Here is a 19,554-nt window from a genome sequence, read left to right as displayed (position 1 = left end):
TAGAATTTGGAAAACGGCGTGCTGCCCATCCGGGTTCACCCTGCCAGACGAAAGGAGGAAACTAGCGATGTCTAAACCAGCAATTTTGTGTGTTGACGATGAAGTAGCGGTGTTGGAAAGTCTGGAAATTGAACTGCAACATGCATTTAAGGGTAAATATCTTTGCGAATTTGCTGAAAGTGCTGCCGAAGCACTGGAGATTATTGAAGAGCTGTGTGAAGATGAGGTTAACATTCTAGTTATTGTCTCTGATTGGTTGATGCCTGGAATGAAAGGAGATGAGTTGCTGATTAAAATTCATCAAAAATATCCGCAGATTGTGACAGTTATGCTGACGGGACAAGCGGAAAAAGAAGCAATTGAACGCACAAAATCTCAAGCCAATCTTCATGCTTTTATACAAAAACCTTGGCAAAATCAAGAATTAATTGAAGCGATTAAGTCTGGTCTAGCAAAGTTATGAAAAAACCTGTAATTATTTGTGTGGATGATGAGCAGACTATACTCGATAGTCTGGAAATAGACCTGCTAAAAGCCTTTGAAGATAAATATTTAATTGAAACTGCCCAAAGCGGCGAAGAAGCTTTGGAATTGCTGTCTGAACTTTTAGCAGAACAGTATGAAGTTCCTTTGATTATTTCCGATCATATCATGCCGAATATGAAAGGAGACGAGCTATTGAGAAGCGTTCATGCCATCTCGCCGAGAACTCTCAAGATTATGCTGACGGGGCAGGCTAATTTGGAGGCGGTAGCCAATGCTATTAATTATGCTAAATTGTACCGATACATACCTAAGCCTTGGCAAACGGATGATTTAAAATTAACTGTTACTGAGGCAATCTACAGATATTTTCAAGATAAACAATTAGCCGAAAAACAAATAGAACTTCAGGAAATGAATCAGGAGTTGGCAAGATTAAACCGCAAGCAGGCGATGCTGATTGCCAAACTCCACGAAAACGAAAGTCGGTTGACGCAATACCTGGAAGCGATGCCGTTGGGCGTGTGCGTGCTTGATGCGAACGGTCAATCTTTTTATGCTAATCAAAAGGCACGGGATGTATTTGGAAAAGGCAATGTACCCCATATTAATTCAGAGCAGAAAGCAGCAATTTATCAATTCTATAAAGCCGGAACTAATCAGAGATGTCCTGTGGAAGAATTGCCAATTATGCAGGCGCTGCGGGGCGAAAGTGTGCGGACTGAGGGTGTAGAAATTCGGACTGGTAATAAGGTGATTCCGGTGGAGAGTTGGGCGACTCCTATTTATGATTCTCTCGGGGATATTTGTTACGGGATTATTGCTTTTACTGATATTACGGAACGCAAGCAAGCTGAAGCAGCGCTGGTGCAAGCTGAAGAGAAGTATCGCCGGATATTTGAAAATGCTCTCGAAGGTATTTTTCAGACTGCACCTGACGGAACTTTGATCAGCGCTAATCCTGCTCTCGCTCAAATCTATGGCTATGATTCTCCTGAAGAATTGATGGCAAGTGTTAATGATTTTCAGCGCCAATTGTACGTGCAACCGCACCGCCGTCAAGAGTTTTTTGAGTTGATGCAAGAGTACGGTACTGTGTCTGAGTTTGAGTCGGAAGTTTACCGCCGAGATGGCACTGTTATCTGGATTTCTGAGGATGCGCGTACTGTTTTTGATGCTAGGGGTGAACTGCTTTACTATCAGGGTTTTGCTGAGGATATTACTTTGCGAAGACTTGTAGATGCGGAACGCCTGAAGTTTACGAATGATTTGGAAAAAGCTTTGATAGCTGAAGAAAAGTTCAATGAAGCGCTGTTAGAAAGCGAAAATCGGCTGACTCAATTGCTGGAAGCGGTGCCGGTGGGTATATTTGTGGTTGATGGTATTGGGAAACCTTGTTACATGAATTCTTGGGCTGAGAAAATACTTGGCAAAGGCTTGGTTTCTGATGTTATTCCTAGCACTTTGCCGGAAGTTTATCAAACTTACTGCGCCGGAACTAATGAGCTTTATCCAAGCGAGAGACAACCGATTGTGCGGGCGCTGGGGGGGGAAGTGGTGCACTCTGATGATGCAGAAATTCACCGCCCGGAGAGGATTGTGCCGATCGAGATTTGGGCGACTCCAATCTACGACGAACGGAAAAACATTGTTTACGCGATCGCAGTTTTTCAAGATATCACAGAGCGTCAACAGGTGGAAACCGAGCGCCGCCAATTTACAAACGAGCTGGAAAAAGCTTTGGCAGCGGAAGAAAAATTAACAGATGCTTACGGGCGGTTTGTGCCGCACCAATTTCTCCACTTTCTCGGATATGAAAGTATTCTGGACGTAAAATTAGGCGATCAGGTGCAGAAAGAAATGTCGGTGTTGTTTTCAGATATTCGGAATTTCACGGCTCTTTCAGAACAGATGAGTCCTGAAGAAAATTTTCAATTTATTAATGCTTATTTGTCGCGGATGGAACCGGCAATTACTGAAAATTTTGGGTTTATTGATAAATATATTGGCGATGCGATTATGGCGCTGTTTAATGGCAGTGCGGACGATGCGGTGAAAGCTGGAATTGCGATGCTAGAACAGCTTAATGAGTATAATATGAGTCGCAGTCGGCCCGATCGCGCGCCGCTGCAAATTGGCATTGGCATCAATACGGGTTCTTTGATGTTAGGCACGGTTGGCGGCCAAAGTCGGATGGATAGCACGGTGATTAGCGATGCGGTTAATTTGGCTTCCCGTGTGGAAAGTTTGACGAAAGAGTATGGAGTTTCGATGTTAATTACTCACAATACTTTTGTACAGTTAAATGATGTTTATGATTTTAGGTTGATCGATCGCGTTACAGTCAAAGGCAAATCGCGCATGGTTACGGTTTATGAAATATTTACGGCCGATCCGCCCGAGTTGCGGCAGAAAAAGTTAGATACAAAGACAATGTTTGAGCAAGGTTTGGTTTTCTACAATAGTGACAAATTTCTCGAAGCTACAAGATTGTTTTCGGCGTGCTTGCAAGTCAATCCTGGGGATAAGGTAGCTCAAATTTATATACACCGATGTGTGAAACGGGCGATCGCTCCTCCATAAGCTTTGTTAGCCGGAGAGATTGTCTGTTTGCAAGAATGAGATGCTCCCGATCTCAACCCCGCTCCACTAAATCATCCCCAAATCTCAAATCTCAAATCTCAAATTGTTTAGATTGGCAGGAAAACGGAAACAATTGTTTCTTGCTGTGGCAAACTTTCTATTTTAAATTGTCCTCCGTGCAATTCTGCTAGGCGTTGAACAATGGCCAAGCCCAATCCCAAACCTGGTTGTTGGTAAAGTTTGCGATCGAACTGCCTGTAAGCTTCTAGCTGTGCAATCTGATCGGGAGTCATGCCGCGGCCTTGGTCTTTGACAGACAGAATAAAAGTCTCATTTTCTACGAAAGTGCTTAAGAAAACTGGCGTTCCTTCTAAAGAAAATTTGAAGGCATTGTCCAGCAGTTCCTCAACAATTTTTGTAAGTCTCATAGAATCAATAGCTACCGACGCATCCTGCAAATTTAATTGTAAATCGTCTGTTCTATTCACCTGTTTCGCTTGCTGGAGCGCTTTTTGAGTGAGCAAAGATTGTACGCAGCTAAATTGGCTACAGCGCATTTCTTTTAGCAGTTCGGGATTTGTGCCTGCTATCTCCAGTTCTGCATACAGCAAAAAGTTCTGAATCAGCCGATACAAGCGATGACCTGAAGTGTTAATTTGACCGATCATTTCTAAGATGTCTGAATCCTCGAACACCTGATATTCTGACAAAATTAACTCGGAAAAGCCCAGAATAGCATTCAAAGGAGTCCGCAATTCGTGGGGGAGCGACATACTAATATTAATGCGTAATTCGTCTAGGGTTTTTTGAGATTGCTTGCTAATTGTTTTCTGTTTATCAAGTCGAATAGCAATTGCTTTTAGCAGTTCTTGTGGCGTACAAGGCTTAGTAATGTAATCGTCTGCTCCCATTTCCATGCCAGTGCGAATGTCACTTTTATCGGCTTTGGCTGTGAGGAAAATAAACGGAATTGTGGCAGTTATGGGGTCGGAACGCAAAGCTTTGAGGACGCCGTGACCGTCAATTTCCGGCATCATCATGTCGCACAAAATTAAATCGGGGATTTGTGCGATCGCCAATTTGATGCCGACTTTACCGTCGTTCGCTCCAATGCCTTCAAAATTCTCGGCTTCCAGCAACTCTAAAATGTTTTCTCTAATCGATTCTTCGTCTTCTATTACTAAAATCTTTGCCACGGTTATTGCTCCTTTTCGTTAGTAGTTGTTGCAAAAAATCTGTGTGAGGACACTTGACAAATTTGTTTGTTTGTGTTATTAACTGAGCGTTAAGTGGCGGATGCTTATAGTTGACAATTTAGTCGTGAAGCTGGACTGCATTTAAATTGTATAACCTTTCTCCAAAAAATGATGTATGGCCTTTCGAGATCCCATATGAGGTATTCATGGGCATAGGCTTGCGCCGGGCATTGGCCAAACAGGGCATTGGGCATTGGGCATTAACCTCCGCGGGCATACCTCACCACGCTTGAGAACCGCTATATGTCTGGTAATTAGTAATTGGTAATGAGTAATTGGTAATTGGTAATCGATAGTTTCTTTCCTATAAGCTTTGTGAGGTTTAACTCCGGTCAATAGGCTCTGGGCGCGTGTGTGTTCTCATTCCGACGATCGTAGCAGAATTTGACATAGCTCATCTTTATGAGAACGGCTATATATTTGAATGAACTATTAAAATTAATCAACTCCTCTCCCCCTCTCTCCCTCTCTCCTTCTCCCTCTCTTCCTCTCCCTCTCTCTCTGGCGCAGCAGCTTATTGGCTGGCACAAATTAAAGGTAAGGTAATAGTGAAAGTTGTGCCTTTTCCTTCTTGACTCTCGATCGCCAGTTTGCCGTCGTGAAGTTCCACGGCTCTTTTCACAATTGCTAAACCGAGACCTGTTCCCGAAATAGTGCCGACATTTGTAGCTCGGTAAAAAGTTTCTAAGATCCGCTCTATATCGGCTTGGGGAATCCCGATGCCCTGGTCTTGAACCTGGAAAACAGCTTTGCCGTTTTGACAATTGAGTCGCAAGGAAACTGAACTGCCGGCGGGGGAATATTTGATGGCATTTGAGAGGACGTTTCCCAACATTTGCCGCAGCAGTTTTTCATCCATGTGAGCGTCGCAGTTGCCCCCTTCAGGTATAAAGGCGATCGGATGTTGGTTGCTATCGTTGAGCTGCTGTTCTTCTACGAGGTGACGGCAAAATTTTTCGAGGTTTAAGGAAGTCGGTTGAAATGGTAAGGTGTTTGCTTCTATTTTGCCAATTACGAGGATATCTTCTAATAACTCTGTCATGCGTTTGATGGCTAGTTGAATCCGCACAAAATGAGTGGATTTTTTTTCTTCTGACCACTTAGCGCTGTAATCTTGGAGCAATCCAGCGGAAAATTGGATGGTTGTCAGGGGGGTGCGGAATTCGTGGGAAACCATGGTGACAAATTTGGCTCGCAGTTCGGAAAGTTCTTTTTCTCGTGCGAGGGCTTTGAGAATTTCAGCTTCTGCGCGTTTGCGATCGCTAATGTCGCGGGCTTCAGCAATCAGCAGCAAAACTTGTCCTGTCTCATTTTTAACTGGTTTGAGTGAGAAATCAACTGTGACTATTTGGCCGTTTTTGCCTAACAAGTCGATTTCGCTGCGGAAAAACTCGCCGCGGCTGGCTTTGGCGATCGCAAATTGCAGTTGTTCGGAAAAATTTCGGGTTTGAGGCCAAATCGCCATTTGCCAAATCGGGCGGCCGACTATATCTTGCGATCGCACTCCGGCAAAATCGAGGGCTGTCTCGTTGACTTCCAGCACGACTCCTTCGGGAGTCAGCAGCTTGGTGAGTTGAAACGAAGAGTCAAAAATCGCCCGAAAACGTCGCTCGCTTTCCCGCAGCATTTGGAATGTTTGCGATCGTTCGATCGCGTAGCGGATAGTCCGCACTAATAATGGAGTAGTAATTTGACCTTTAACAATGTAATCTTGAGCTCCCAAGCGAACTGATTCCAGGGCTATAGCCTCATCGTCCAAGCCTGTCATCACCACCATTGCTGTATCGGGGGCCACTTCTCGCAGGCGAGTTAGCGTTTCCAAACCGCGGCTGTCTGGCAAAGAAAGGTCGAGCAATACTATATCAAAGTTTTGTTTGCACAGTTGGGCGATCGCCTCATGCAGGAACTCAACAGACACGAGTTCCCACTGAACGCCCCCAGATACTTCTAAAAGTTCTGCAAGCAAATCAGCATCAGCGGGATTGTCTTCTATTAACAGAATCTTAATCCACATAGCTTAGAGGTTTTTGGCTGTAACATTTTCACGGCGTATCAATCTCAGCTTAAACTTTTTTTCTTGACCCTGCCATTTGCAACTTGAAAATTATTATTTGGTAACACTTCCAAACCACTTTATTTAGCCAAATTCAAGTCAAGCATAATGCAATCAAGACGGGGTACGCCCACTACAAACTTTCTGGCTGGAAAAAAATCCTTGCTGACCGAAGAGCGAAACGCAAGCCCCGGGCTAACGACACGGATCCAAGTCGGTAGCGGTTGAAACCGCCTTCAATATTTCTTTACATACATCAATCAATACTTCGGACAGTTTTAGATCTGATCGAGTATCTCAAACCCTTGATGGCTATAGGGCTGACTATTTTTTCAATCTTTAAGTCTAGCCCGCTCGTTTCAAAAAATCATTAAAAATGCCAGGGCTTAGTCTGTAACGCTTACAGAGTCGTTAAAAAACTGTCCGAACTATCGATCGATGAAACATATCGAAAATTGATGTTATGATTAAGAAGATTGAGTAGGAATAACCATCTACGTGTTGAAACAACCTAGTACGGTGCAATCCCGGCAACGGACATATCCGACTTGATTCGGAATAGTTAAAGGGCAAACAAAAGGCAGGTTGTTGAGCGTACCGTAACTTTTGGCTAGTGATGGACTCTGAAAGCAAAAAAAACTAAAGTATACGCAATGCTTGAAGAAATTCAAGTTGAGCGAGTAGCGGCGAATTGATAGCGCCTTTGTAGATCCGATTATGGTTTCTTCAAGAATCCCCTCGCCTTTAGGCATGGGGAGTATCAAACTCCATCTTCCACTCTTATGCCACTTGTGAAAAAAATGCTTTTCGCCAGACTTTTTCTAGCCAAGTGATACTATTTGCGATTTGCGATTCTGGCATGAGAAATGGCTCTGGGGTTTGGAGTTAGCCTACATTTGCATTTTTTATCAATATCAGGACTGCTGGTTCATCAGTTGACAGTTGACAGTTGACAGTTGACAGTTAACAGTTGACAGTTGACAGTTGACAGTTGACAGTTGACAGTTGACAGTTGACAGTTGACAGTTAACAGTTGACAGTTGACAGTTGACAGCTACCCATAGCCGTCGATAGAAGAGGATTGAAGCAATGAATCATTTTAAGCTGTTAGTGATTTAGATTTATTGCCTCAACCCCTTACAGTATGGGGCATGGTACACAAATAGTGCAGTTTGAATGTCGAACAGCTTATTTGATTTCCCCAGTTTAGGGGGAGGCTTCAGACCCAATCTTCTGGGTGAATCCTCCTATACCGAATTTAAAAAATTGAAAAATTTTTATATTGGCCATCAGCAAAATATCTGTTGTTTAATTTAGAGGAAGCTTGACGACTGCGAGCCAGAATTCCTCAATTAACCTGACTACCTTAGTAAATTGTACGAAGTCTACAGGCTTAGTTATGTAACAGTTGGCGTGGAGCGAGTAGGACTTGGCAATATCCTCCGGAGCTGCTGAAGTGGTGAGAATCACTACAGGAATTAATTTTAAATTAGGGTCAGTTTTAATTTCTTCTAGCACTTCAACGCCACTTTTTTTGGGCAGATTCAAATCCAGCAAAATTAAATCAGGACGGGGTACGCCCAGGTAGGGTGCTGTTTTGTGTAAAAACTTGATTGCTTCAACTCCATCCTCCACAAAATGTAAGTTATTCAATATTTTACCCTGGCCGAAGGCTTCTATTGCCAAATCGGCGTCGCTGGGCGAATCCTCAATCAGCAGAATCTCAACGGGTCTAACAGTGCTTCGATCGCTCATAACTGGCGTATCCTTTTGATTAGAGGAAAAAAAAATTGAACTTTGACCCTTCAGCTATTAATTATAGGAATAGTGAAGTAAAAAGTCGCTCCTTTTCCCTCCTGAGATTCCACCCAGATCCGCCCGCCATGGCGTTCCACAATGCGCTTGCACATCGCCAAGCCTATGCCAGTACCGGAATATTCGCGGCGTCCGTGCAGGCGTTGAAAAATGATAAAAATGCGATCGGCATACTCAGGAGCGATGCCAATGCCCCGATCGCGGACGCTGAACAGCCATTCGCCCTCTTGCCTTTGGGCTGCGATCTGAATGAACGGGATGTCTTCGCGGCAAAATTTGATGCCGTTGGCGATCAAATTTTGGAATAATTGCACCAGTTGAGATTCATCTGCCATCACCGTTGGCATCGCGTCGCAGGCGATCGCAGCTTTGGTTTCGGCGATCGCAATTTGCAAATTGCACAAACTTTGCTTGACAGCAGCATTGCAGTCGGCTGGCTCAAACTCCTGACCCCTCGTTCCCAGTCGCGAATACGCCAACAAATCATTAATCAATTGTTGCATTCTGGTCGCGCCGTCAACAATATAATTAATATACTTATCGGCGCGCTCGTCCAAATTTTCTTGATAGCGCTGGGCGAGCAATTGAGTGTAACTGGTAACGGCTCGGAGCGGTTCTTGCAAATCGTGGGAAGCCACATAAGCAAATTGTTCTAGTTCCTCGTTAGAACGCTTCAAATCTTCTGTAAGTTGCAGCATTTGCTGCTCTGCTTCTTTGCGGTCTGTAATGTTGTAAACCAACGCACAACAAGACAGCATATTCCCCAGATTATCGAATACTGGACTGGTAGAAATATAAGTCCAAACATCTTTACCCTCCTTAGTTTTTAATTGTACTTCACGTTTTTCACCAATAGCTTGCTGGCGCCGATCCACAGGATAGAGATTTGATGTTCTTTCCGGTTCGTCCGTGAAATCAAAAATCGGTCTACCTAACATTTCTACTTCACTATAGCCAAGCATTCGTGCCATTGCGTGATTGACGTAAGTCGTGAGGGAATTGCTGTCAATTACCCAAATACCTTCTTCTGCTAATTCAACTATTTGTCTGTACTTGAATTCGCTTTCCTGCAAGGCTGTTTCAGTTAGTTTGCGATCGGTGATATCTTTCATGAAACAGTGGTGACCGTTAAATGTCCCTTGGGCGTCGCAAGCTTTTACCAGAGTTATTTGCTTGTAAAAAAACGTTCCATTTTTCCGGACTCCTCTAGCTTCCACGTCTACTTTGCCAGAAATTAGCATCTCCTCATAAGCTGAGATTAGCATCTCAATATCATCAGGATGTACGGTGAGTATCCATTCCATACCGACCATTTCTTCGGGTTCGTAACCGCAGGTATGAGCGTAAGCTCGGTTAGCATTGACGTAGCGTCCCTCAATGTCCAGTCGCGAAATGCCTTCCACGGCATTTTGCAAGGCAATGTTGAGGTCGCGGAAATCTTTTTCAGCTTGTTTGCGATCGCTAATATCCTGACCGATACCCAAAAAACCGTTAATATTTCCGTTGTCGTCAAATAAGGCAGTCACAGACAGCAGTACCGGAAACCGCGAACCATCTTTGCGAATGTAACTCCATTCATTTTCGTCAGCTATTCCCCGACGCGCCCCGGCGACAAAAACCTCAAACCCCGGCTCTATGTTTACTCCCAATTCTTGAGAAATAATTTCTGCTCTTTTACCGACCTCCACAGGATCGTGAATGATTGCTGGTGTAAATTTTCCCACCACTTCTTCGGAGGAATATCCTAAAAGTTTCTGGGCTGCCAGATTAAATGTTTTAATAGTACCGTCTGGTTCGGTAGAAATAATTGTGTAGTTAGGGCTATTAAGAATTGCATTTTGCAGTTGCGTCAATTCTAACAAAGTGAACGCAATTTTTTGTCTGTAGGCGATTTCTTTTTGCAATTTGTGGTTGTAAATTTCAATTTGAGCAGTGCGATCGACTACTCGACGCTCCAGGGTTTCATTGAGCAGTCGATTTTCTTCTTCTACCTGCTTGCGTTCTGTAATATCAGTAATAGTAGCAACATAACTTTTAACCTTCCCATTTTCTCCAACTTGACCGACAGCTTGACCGAATACCCAACTGATTTTAGTGCGATCGATGCCTTGAAAGCGGTACTCAGATTTAAACGGCAATTTCTCGGCAGCGGCGCTGTACCATTGGTCAAAAACCCTCTGGCGGTCGTCTGGATGAATGCCTTGGAACCACCCTTTACCCAAAGCTTCATCGCAGCCCATTCCCGAAATTTGACACCAGCGCTCGTTGACATACAAGCAATCTCCTATAGCGTCTGCATAAAATATTCCCACCGGCGAAGCTTCAGTTAAGGTTTGATAGCGAGCTTCTGTTTCTCGGCGTTCGATGATTTCTTGTTGCAGTATGCGATCGATCATCCCTAATTGAGTTGGACTCAGGAGAGTTAATGCTTGGGGAACTAAAGGAATTAATGCAAAAGCCGTGTAAGCAGAAATCGCGGCGGTAATAATTTTCAGACAGCCCGAAACCCAATAAACAGGATGCCAAAGCGTCCAAACTTCCATTACATGAGTAGTGCCACAGGAGATAATAAAGGCGGCAAACAGCCAAAAAATGTTGCGAAATGGTAAGTCTTTTCGCTGAGCGATAAAATAAATTAGCGATAGCGGTATTGAATAGTAAGCCATGGCAATTATCGAGTCTGACACGATGTGGAGCGCCACAAGCTCTCGCTGCCAAAGGTAACAGTGACCGTGAGGAATGTAATTCCCGATGAATAAGAGGTTATTTAAAACAGTCCACATGATAAAGAAATGAGTAATGGGGAATGGGGAATGGGGAATGGCATTGGTGTAAACTTAAGCTTAAAAACCCTTATATCTCTCGTTCACAATCGAGGCGCGATCCCCCTCGCATCCCCCTTGTAAAGCATAGCTGATAGTCAGGGAGTGGAGCGATAGAGACTAAGCTAGAAGCGAGATTTGTCATGTATTTGCGCCGAGAATCGACACTAATAGGACGGCTGATTTGGGCCTGCTTACCAGAAATAATTGGTTGAAAGCCGGAGCCCCGGGAGAAATTAAAATCAGACTATTCATTGCTCCAATCCTCGGACTGACCGGGAGAGGTCGCCCTCTTGCTGTCAACTGTCAACTGTCAACTGTCAACTGTCAACTGTCAACTTACCGCTGTGTCAGAGCAAGTTTGTGTCGGAGTTGAGTCCGCTCCAAACGATTCAGGATGCGAGCAATTAATTCCGGTTCCACGATCGGCTTATTCACGTAGTCATCAGCACCCGCGACAAACATTTGACGCACTATTTCCGACTCAGAATGAGCAGTCAAAAATAGCACGGGAAGCTTGCTCCAGCGCAAATCGTTCCGTACCGCCAAACACAGCTCGATACCACTATAACCGGGCATCTCCACATCTAAAATTAGCAAATCTGGACAAGTGGTTTCGAGTACCTCCCAGAACTTTTCGGGCCGCTCTAATGTTGTGACTTGCAATCCCCAAGGTTGTAGAATCATTTTCAGCGCAGCCAATAGATGCACATCATCGTCTACTACCATAACTTTGGCTTCAGCAGCGCCTGTTTGATCGAGAACCTGGGCGACTGATTTGAGTATATCTGCTGGGGTGATAGATTTGTGTAAAAAGCCCGAAGCTCCCAAACGAGCAACTTCAATTCGATCGCTCAATTGATTGTTCCCGCTAAAAATCATCACTGGAATATCAGGTTTTTCAGTGCGGAGTTCGGCTAGGAGAGTAAGTCCGTTTTCCTGAATTCTGGAAAATGTCAAATCCAGCAAAATCGCGTCGGGAGGCAGTTGAGAAATCGCGCTTCTTGCGGATTGCCCAGATGTGGCAACTTCTATCTCAAAGCCGGAACCGGATGCTGCTGCTTTTAGTAAATCGCTCTGCAAAGTATCATCATCAACGATCAGAATGCGGCGCTTTTTGGAAACCGCAGTAACCAGCTCGCTTTCAGGTTCCGGCGGGCGATCGAATATCTGTTTGAGCAAATGCAGAAATTCCTCAATCTGCTGAGCAGTCTCCGGTTTAAAGATGTTTTGGGCCTTGAACAACTGTTCGATATTGCGCGCAACTTCCGAACCTTTCGGCAGCCCTAAAGTTCCCAAAGAACCGACTAATTTGTGAGCTTGCTCCTGGGCTTCCCGCCGCAGTTGGTTGTCCAAGGTTCCGGTTTTCAGTTGGGCGATCGCGCGATCGAATATCACCACCTTTTCGATAAAATTAGCTTTTAACTTGCCCCGAATTTCCGCAACCACACTCAGGACTTGGAGGCGGCGCTCATCGTTGCTTAATTCCTGGCTGTGCGCGATCGATTCAGCAGATACATTTTCTTGACTTTTAGCAGTTTCTGCCGTATCCCGGGCAACTTTTGGACTCTCAATCTCCTCCGGCAGAGTTTTGAGCCGGTAGCCCAATCCATACACCGTTTCCACTAAATCTACAGTCATCCCGGCTGCTTTAAGCTTGTGCCGCAGCCCCTTGATATGAGCGGTAACGGCTTCTTCCTGAGGAAATTCGCCGGCCGACCAAATGCGATCGAGGATGGCACTGCGACTGAAAATGCGCCGGGGATTTCTCAGGAAAAGTTCCAGCAGATTGTACTCTTTGGGAGTCAAATGCAGAACTTTTTCGCCATAAGTTACTTCCGTAGTGTCCGGGTTGACTTGCAGTTTTTCCCAAGTCAAACTTGTACTCGACAAACTTGCCTTACCCCGGCGCAGCAAAGCCCGAATTCGAGCAATTAATTCTTGGAGATTAAAGGGTTTGACCACATAATCGTCTGCACCCGCTTCTAAACCTTGGACTCGATCGTTACTGCTATCTAGCGCTGTCAGCAGTAAAATCGGCATTTGGCAGCCGGACGATCGCAATTCCCGACACAAACTAATACCGTCGAGTTTAGGAATCAGCACATCCAAAACAATCAAGTCGTAATCGTAGGCTTGTGCCAACTCCAACGCTGTTTCGCCGTCTTCTGCCGTATTTACATTGTAATTATGAGCGTTCAGCGCTCGGGTCAGCAAATTGATTGTAATTGTGTCATCTTCTACTAGCAAAATTTTCATAAGCCTAGCCTGTTATTTGACCAATTCTTGTGACTTTAAATCAAAATCTTGTGATGCAAATAGCGTTGCCTAACTCTTAATTTATTGGTATTAACCTCCTTCAAACAAATAGTATTGTGCAAATTGTAAAATTGTTACTTTTTATTTTTTCAGACCAACCGCCCCGACGATTATGAAGTTCTTGAAACACGAGCTTTTTTCCAGATATCACGACGATAACTCAAGGCGTCTTCCTTTTTCCTTCTCCTTCTCCTATATAGCGGTTCTCAAGCGTAGTGAGTATGCCCCCGGAGGCCACGGAGGCCACGGAGGCCCATCCCTCCGCTTCGCCCCATGCCCCATGCCCCATGCCCCATGCCCCATGCCCCATGCCCATTCGTACCTCATATGAGAGCTAGAAAGGCTATACATATCGAAAAGTTAAATCAGATGAACGCTAGAATTTTAGGGTTTTTTCGACTTCAGCGCCTGCTGAATTTTTTGAATCAGATATTGCGATGAATCTTGCTGCTTAACTATATCTTCCCATTCAGAAATTTCAGCTTCAGCGTCTTCTAAATCTTTAACTAAAGAATGAGCAACAACACTTTTTTTAACTCCCAAATTTTCTTTAATGGCGGTCGGTGAATTGAAATCTTTTTCCGCTATTAATTCCTCCAACTCTAACAAAGCCATTTCCGCACGATCGATCTTGATGGTCACCGATTTAGCTACATTAGCACCCGCTCTTGCTGCCTCCGTGAGTTCGTGAACCCGAAGTTTAAATCGGCTGGCAATTTGCTCGATTTGGGTCCCCAATTCAAAAGTTTTACTTGCCAGTCTGCCAATTTCCAAACTCACCTTGCTCAGACCGCTGGGCTGATTTCCCATTTGATTGGTAACTACAGCCACCTGTACTGCTAAATGCCTGACTTGTTCGATCGCCTCCCCGATGGTTCGGGAAGTGCGGTTAACCGTTTCTAAATCATTAGCTATTGCTTTGCTAATACCCAAAATTTTCTGTGTATTATTGCAAATAGAATTAGCACCTTGAAAAGTAGCTTGAAATGCTTGGCGACCTTCTGAAGAAATTAACTTCGCAATCCTCACAAATCGCTGATTCATTTGAGAAATTTCTTCAGCTTGTTTGAGCAGTGTCACTTGCTCGCGACTCGGAGTATTCTGCAATACTTGGGCTTGAAGGTGTTGGGATTTTAGCAACTCCTGGCATTCATAAAATTTTGCCTTTTCTTGTTGAATAATTCCCATATATTTCTGTCTTTCTACTCTGTATTTTTGAATAAGCTTGTTAGCTTGAGCTAAAAGTTTAGACTGGGCAATCACCAGAGTCCGAACGTCCAAAAGGCGGAAACTATGATTGTCCATTACCACAATAATTGGTTCATAAATTAAATCTTTATGCCTGTTGAGAGACGCTTGTACGGCATCCTCAACTTTCCAGTTTTCCTCCATCAGCAAAGGCGGTATTCTTATAAAATCTAACAAGGCTCGAATCGGGTGCTGCCCGTAAATTTCTACGCGATCGGGGAGACTCATTTGCTCTCGAAATTTGACGCGAGAAATCATGCCCAATACCTGTGATTCGTGAGTAATAATCACTCCCGGCAGGTCTGGTTCTTGCTCGAATCTTTGAGCTACTACCTGTCCTGGAGTTGCAGCAGTCACTTGGAAGTGGTGACACGGCAGATGTCCGATCGTGAAATCGGGGGTGAGTTGAGTTGGATTGCTCATTTACCCGGATAGTGTTAAGTAGAAGTTAACAAATTATATATTGATATTATACTGGATTAAGATTGTTTAAAGTAGTCAGCAACCCAGTCTTAAAAGAACTGAGCTTGTAAGAGTAATATCTCGCAAGCTGTGTTGACCAGCCTCAGCCTTAACTGGCTACGTTATTTGAGTCACGACACCGCAGAAAAACGGATACAAGCGCGCGACTTAAGTTGCGAGCAGCCCAAAATCTTAGCTCGAAGTTCCTGCTCCGGTGATTCACCTAGCTGCAAGTAAATCTCAAATCTAAAATCTCAAATCTAAAATCGACTGACTTCTTTGATCTCAAGTCTTTTGGAGCGGCCCCGTCTGCTGCGCCCCTGGTTCCCTCCCCAAAACAGCGGCATTCATATTTTGTCCTTTAAAACAACCGGGAAAATACCTAGATTGAAACCAAAAACCTTAAATCGAACTTTGCCTCTAGCAACCTTTGAGGCTGCTTACCAGTTGTTACAGCAAATGGCTGAACTCCCGGGGGCTATTTGGCTCGCCGACGATGCGATCGCGAATCCTGAAAAAGGGAAAGGAAACTCGTCAGAAAGGTTTGCAGCAGTGGTATCAGATCGGTTTAGCGCGCTGCTGCGGGGCGAGGTATTAGATGAGTTGGCAACAAACGGACGCAAACACAGTGAAAAACATCTCACTTCGCAATTAAATGTGGATTTGACTTTCGATCCAGGGGCGATCGCCAATTTCCTCTCTCCCCTCGCAGACAAACTCGCAGAAATAACGCCCGCACCGCCAAGACAAATTGACATTCGCGCCCTCAAACAAGCAATTAACAACATACAGCCGAACTCGGCAATTTTGCAAAGCGAATTCACCCTAAATTTGCTGGATCTTCTCGCTACCGATGCCAGCAAAAACAATCGCCCGCCCCTACACGTCCCAACAGAAATAGAGGGAAACTCCGCGATCAAACCCATCGATCCAGAAACGCTACAGCACCAGATTGCCGAAGCCGTCAATCACTTACAAATTGCCAGTCCCTGCATTTCATTTTGTCAGCCTGTAGAAGATGCTTTGCAGCAGCAGCTAGAACAAGAGCGACTTTTGAATCAGGTGACAACTCAAATCCGCCAGAGTTTGGAATTACCAGTAATTTTGTCAAAAGCAGTTTCGAGAGTGCGAGAGTTTTTGGATGTCGATCGCCTGTTAATATATCAATTTGAAAAAGTGCCAGCCCCCCACCATGACGAATTAGGTAAAGAAATACCTATGGCCGTTTCTGGCGAAGTCACAGAAAATCCCGGTTTTTACTTGTATTTAGGTCGCGTTACCTACGAAGCTTTAGCCAGCGATGCTATCTCGTCTGTACTGGATTTTAGTGAAGGCGCCCAGTGCTTTCCCGATGGAGTCATTGACAGAGAGAAATATCGCAAAGGTTTGGCTTTGTGCGTCACTGATGTGGAAATAACTTACTCTTCGCACTCTTGTTTTTTAGATTTGATGCGGCGGGCGAAGGTGCGCGCGAAGTTGCTAGTGCCGATCGTAGTTCAAGACCAATTGTGGGGGCTGCTAATTGCCCACCAGTGTACTGTGTGCGAGTGGGAGGAAAGCAAAAAAACATTTTTGCGGCAAATAGCAGAACATTTGGCGATCGCCATTTACCAAGCCGAACTTTATGCAGAAGTCCAGCAGCAAAAGTGCACCTCAGAACAGCGCGTCATAGAGCGAACCCAAGAACTGCGCGATGCCCTCGCCGCCGCCCAGTCTGCCAGCCTCGCCAAGAGCGAATTTTTGGCAGCTATGAGCCACGAATTGCGGACTCCCCTCACCTGCGTCATCGGCATTTCGGACACGCTGCTGCGGTGGTCTTACGGCAAAGTTGGCACCAAAGAAGTACCAATTGCCAAACAGCGACAGTACCTGCAAACTATCCGGGACAGCGGCGACCACTTATTAGAATTAATTAACGATATTTTAGATTTATCGCAAGTAGAAGCAGGAAAAGCAGTATTAAAAATTAGTGAATTTTCAATTTCTAAATTAGCTTCTCAGAGCCTGCACGCCTTCAAAGAAAAAGCTATAGCTAAAGGCGTGGAACTCGTGCAAGAACAGCGGATCAAACAAGAGTGCGATCGCTTCACCGCAGACCCGCGCCGCCTGAGACAAATTCTGTTCAATCTTTTAGGAAATGCGATTAAATTTACTCCCGAAGGCGGGCGAATCGTCCTGCGAGTGTGGGTGACAGAAGATAAAACTCGGACGCCAGAAGTGCGACAGCCCGGTACTGCACCCCCAGGTAGCACCGCTGTTTTTCAAATCAAAGATACCGGCATTGGAATTCCCGAAGATCAGCGATCGCTCTTGTTTCAAAAATTCCAGCAGTTAGATTCCCCCTACCGCCGCGAATACGGCGGCACCGGTTTGGGATTGGCATTGACAAAACAATTAGTAGAACTTCACGGCGGCGCGATCGAAGTCAACTCTACAGTTGATGTCGGCTCTACTTTTACAGTTTTTATACCCATCCAAACTAAAAGCAAAGATGAATCCACAAAATTCAAATATGAAAAATCGAATTCATCTTTACCGCTGCACTCTTCCTCCTTGCGAGGCAGCCTCGTCCTCGTAGAAGAAGATGAAGAAACTGCCATGCTGATTTGCGATATCCTGACAGCCGCAGGAATGCAAGTAGTGTGGATGATTGAAGGCTCGGCGGCGGTAGAACAAATTGAACTTTTGCAGCCCAATGCTGTAATTGTGGATATGCGTTTGCCCGGTATGAACGGCTGCGAAATAATTCAACAACTTCGCCAAAAACCCGCTACTGAAAATCTCAAAATTCTGGCTTTAAGCGCTAAAGAAATTCCCGCAGATGAAATATCTTTTGTGACGGCGGGAGCTAACGATTGTTTGGCTAAACCGATTCACCCCGAGCAATTGCTTGACAAAATTCTTTCTTTAATGGCCGGGATTAATGGATAATGGGGCATAGGGCATTGGGCATTGGGCATTGGGCGAAGCGAAGCGGAGGGATGGGGCATGGGGCATTGGGCGGAGCGTAGCGGAGGGATTGGGCATCGGGCATTTAATATAATTGAGTTTTTGTGGTGATTATGGGAAGACCTGATTTTGAGGAATTAGAAGTTTATAAGTTAGCGGAAAGTTTGGCGAATCAGATTTGGGAGATTGTTAAAAAATGGGATTACTTCACAAAAGACACGATGGGCAAACAGATAGTTCGGTCTGCTGATAGTGTCTGTGCTAATATTGCTGAAGGAAGAGGTCGTTATAGTCACTAACCCCAGCTATCAAGGCATGAGGCTTGGAAGAGGAAGATTCACCACCTTCTTAATCTGAGACTAAAACAGTGTCTAGCCTGCGTCTTTAAGACAAACTGAGCCATCTGGGAGTGGTATCCTACCAGACGTTAAGAATGCTTCCCTAGTTTTTAACCTCTCTGATGTGCCAGTGGCGAAGGGAAATATATACCTAGAAATAGGACTTACCGTAAATGTTTGTACCCGTTGTCAACAGTCAAAATAGACCGTTAATGCCGACTACCCCAAGTCGCGCAAAGCGCTGGATGCGATCGGGCAAGGCAACACCATTCTGGAAGAAGGGGGTATTTTGTGTCCGGCTAAATGTAGAACCTTCAAATCACAACTATCAGCCCATTACCGTAGGCATCGATCCGGGTAGCAAGCGCGAAGGATTTACCGTTAAATCCAAATCACATACCTACTTAAACATCCAAACTCATGCTGTTGATTGGGTGAAAGACAGAGTTGAAGTAAGGCGCAATATGCGACGTTCTCGTAGGTTTCGGAACACGCCGTGCCGTCAAAACCGAGCTAACAGGTTGGTCAACAAAAATCGCATACCCCCATCTACTAAGTCGAGATGGCACTGGAAGTTAAGGATAGTTAATTGGTTGACGTTAATGTTTCCGATATCAACATTTGTTGTGGAGGATATTAAAGCGCGAAAGAGGAAAAACGGACGTAAGTGGAACGTATCGTTTAGTCCTTTGGAAGTGGGCAAGCACTGGTTTTACGACCAACTCAGAAAGATTGCCCATCTTGAGATTAGATCGGGAAACGATACTTACGAACTGCGTCAAAATTTAGGACTAAAGAAATCCAAACAGAAGCTATCAAACAAGTTTGAGGCTCACTGTGTTGATTCTTGGGTGTTGGCTAATTGGTACGCGGGAGGACACATTCAACCCGACAACTCATCGCTAATTGAGATTGTCCCCCTTGAATTTCATCGCAGACAACTCCATCGCTTGCAACATTCTACTGGTCATATTCGATCTAGATATGGTGGCACTTTAAGTGTGGGTTTTAAACGCGGTTCAATCGTTAAACACCGTAAATATGGGTTCTGTTACGTTGGAGGCTGGCAAGAATCCCCAACAAAGAAAGACCCGTACCGGAAAACAATTAGCTTGCACGATTTAAAAACTGGCAAGCGTCTAACTCAAAACGCATCGCCCACAGATTGTAAATTTTTGTCCTACAACTCGTGGCGTATTGCAAATTAAATTTGTAAAGCCGTCAAG

At 44.7% G+C, this 19,554-nt stretch carries 11 protein-coding genes; 5 read left to right on the top strand and 6 right to left on the bottom strand.

Annotated elements, in window-relative coordinates; all coding sequences use genetic code 11:
* The first annotated feature begins 67 nt into the window (after positions 1-67).
* Positions 68-463 carry a response regulator gene (locus QZ938_RS15125; protein ID WP_293155925.1) on the top strand — a complete coding sequence of 132 codons (396 nt, stop codon included), beginning with the start codon at positions 68-70 and terminating at the stop codon, positions 461-463.
* Positions 460-3,066, top strand: a complete 2,607-nt coding sequence (locus QZ938_RS15120; protein ID WP_293155922.1) for a PAS domain S-box protein — start codon at positions 460-462, stop codon at positions 3,064-3,066. The genes QZ938_RS15125 and QZ938_RS15120 overlap by 4 nt, the downstream gene beginning before the upstream one ends.
* Positions 3,067-3,173: 107 nt before the next feature.
* On the opposite strand, the gene QZ938_RS15115 is transcribed toward QZ938_RS15120, so the two are convergent.
* The 6 genes from QZ938_RS15115 to QZ938_RS15090 form a co-directional block, all read right to left on the bottom strand.
* Positions 3,174-4,262, bottom strand: a complete 1,089-nt coding sequence (locus QZ938_RS15115) for a response regulator (RefSeq protein WP_293352215.1) — start codon at positions 4,260-4,262, stop codon at positions 3,174-3,176.
* 574 nt (positions 4,263-4,836) lie between these two features.
* On the bottom strand, positions 4,837-6,336 hold the full coding sequence (locus QZ938_RS15110) for an ATP-binding protein (RefSeq protein WP_293352217.1): 1,500 nt from the start codon (positions 6,334-6,336) through the stop codon (positions 4,837-4,839).
* Between the two features lie 1,347 nt (positions 6,337-7,683).
* Positions 7,684-8,130 carry a response regulator gene (locus tag QZ938_RS15105; RefSeq protein WP_293155910.1) on the bottom strand — a complete coding sequence of 149 codons (447 nt, stop codon included), beginning with the start codon at positions 8,128-8,130 and terminating at the stop codon, positions 7,684-7,686.
* A 50-nt stretch (positions 8,131-8,180) separates the two neighbouring features.
* Positions 8,181-10,877 (bottom strand): PAS domain S-box protein, encoded by a 2,697-nt coding sequence (locus QZ938_RS15100; RefSeq protein WP_293365567.1) that lies wholly within the window; start codon positions 10,875-10,877, stop codon positions 8,181-8,183.
* 474 nt (positions 10,878-11,351) lie between these two features.
* A complete protein-coding gene (locus QZ938_RS15095; protein WP_293352221.1) occupies positions 11,352-13,271 on the bottom strand; it encodes a response regulator in 1,920 nt (639 codons plus the stop codon).
* Positions 13,272-13,715: 444 nt separating this feature from the next.
* Positions 13,716-15,002: a chemotaxis protein gene (locus QZ938_RS15090; protein WP_293155901.1), complete on the bottom strand. Its 1,287-nt coding sequence runs from the start codon at positions 15,000-15,002 to the stop codon at positions 13,716-13,718.
* A gap of 426 nt (positions 15,003-15,428) precedes the next feature.
* On the opposite strand from QZ938_RS15090, the gene QZ938_RS15085 reads away from it, so the two are divergent.
* The 3 genes from QZ938_RS15085 (at position 15,429) to QZ938_RS15075 (ending at position 19,536) form a co-directional block, all read left to right on the top strand.
* A complete protein-coding gene (locus tag QZ938_RS15085) occupies positions 15,429-17,972 on the top strand; it encodes a GAF domain-containing hybrid sensor histidine kinase/response regulator (protein ID WP_293352223.1) in 2,544 nt (847 codons plus the stop codon).
* A gap of 131 nt (positions 17,973-18,103) precedes the next feature.
* Positions 18,104-18,289: a four helix bundle protein gene (locus QZ938_RS15080; protein WP_363318846.1), complete on the top strand. Its 186-nt coding sequence runs from the start codon at positions 18,104-18,106 to the stop codon at positions 18,287-18,289.
* Positions 18,290-18,501: 212 nt separating this feature from the next.
* Positions 18,502-19,536, top strand: coding sequence for an RRXRR domain-containing protein (locus QZ938_RS15075; protein ID WP_293156774.1), 1,035 nt, complete (start codon positions 18,502-18,504; stop codon positions 19,534-19,536).
* The last annotated feature ends 18 nt before the right edge of the window (positions 19,537-19,554 follow it).

Source organism: Microcoleus sp. CAWBG27 (genome assembly GCF_020883145.1).
GTDB lineage: Bacteria > Cyanobacteriota > Cyanobacteriia > Cyanobacteriales > Microcoleaceae > Microcoleus.
The sequence above is the reverse complement of the archived record's forward strand: the minus strand, read 5'-3'. Positions and strand labels throughout refer to the sequence as shown.

Excerpts from the sequence above, each read along its gene's own strand:
- QZ938_RS15125 (WP_293155925.1), top strand. The coding sequence starts at position 68 with ATGTCTAAACCAGCAATTTTGTGTGTTGACGATGAAGTAGCGGTGTTG.
- QZ938_RS15120 (WP_293155922.1), top strand. The coding sequence starts at position 460 with ATGAAAAAACCTGTAATTATTTGTGTGGATGATGAGCAGACTATACTC.
- QZ938_RS15110 (WP_293352217.1), bottom strand. The coding sequence starts at position 6,336 with ATGTGGATTAAGATTCTGTTAATAGAAGACAATCCCGCTGATGCTGAT.
- QZ938_RS15105 (WP_293155910.1), bottom strand. The coding sequence starts at position 8,130 with ATGAGCGATCGAAGCACTGTTAGACCCGTTGAGATTCTGCTGATTGAG.
- QZ938_RS15095 (WP_293352221.1), bottom strand. The coding sequence starts at position 13,271 with ATGAAAATTTTGCTAGTAGAAGATGACACAATTACAATCAATTTGCTG.
- QZ938_RS15090 (WP_293155901.1), bottom strand. The coding sequence starts at position 15,002 with ATGAGCAATCCAACTCAACTCACCCCCGATTTCACGATCGGACATCTG.
- QZ938_RS15080 (WP_363318846.1), top strand. The coding sequence starts at position 18,104 with ATGGGAAGACCTGATTTTGAGGAATTAGAAGTTTATAAGTTAGCGGAA.
- QZ938_RS15075 (WP_293156774.1), top strand. The coding sequence starts at position 18,502 with ATGTTTGTACCCGTTGTCAACAGTCAAAATAGACCGTTAATGCCGACT.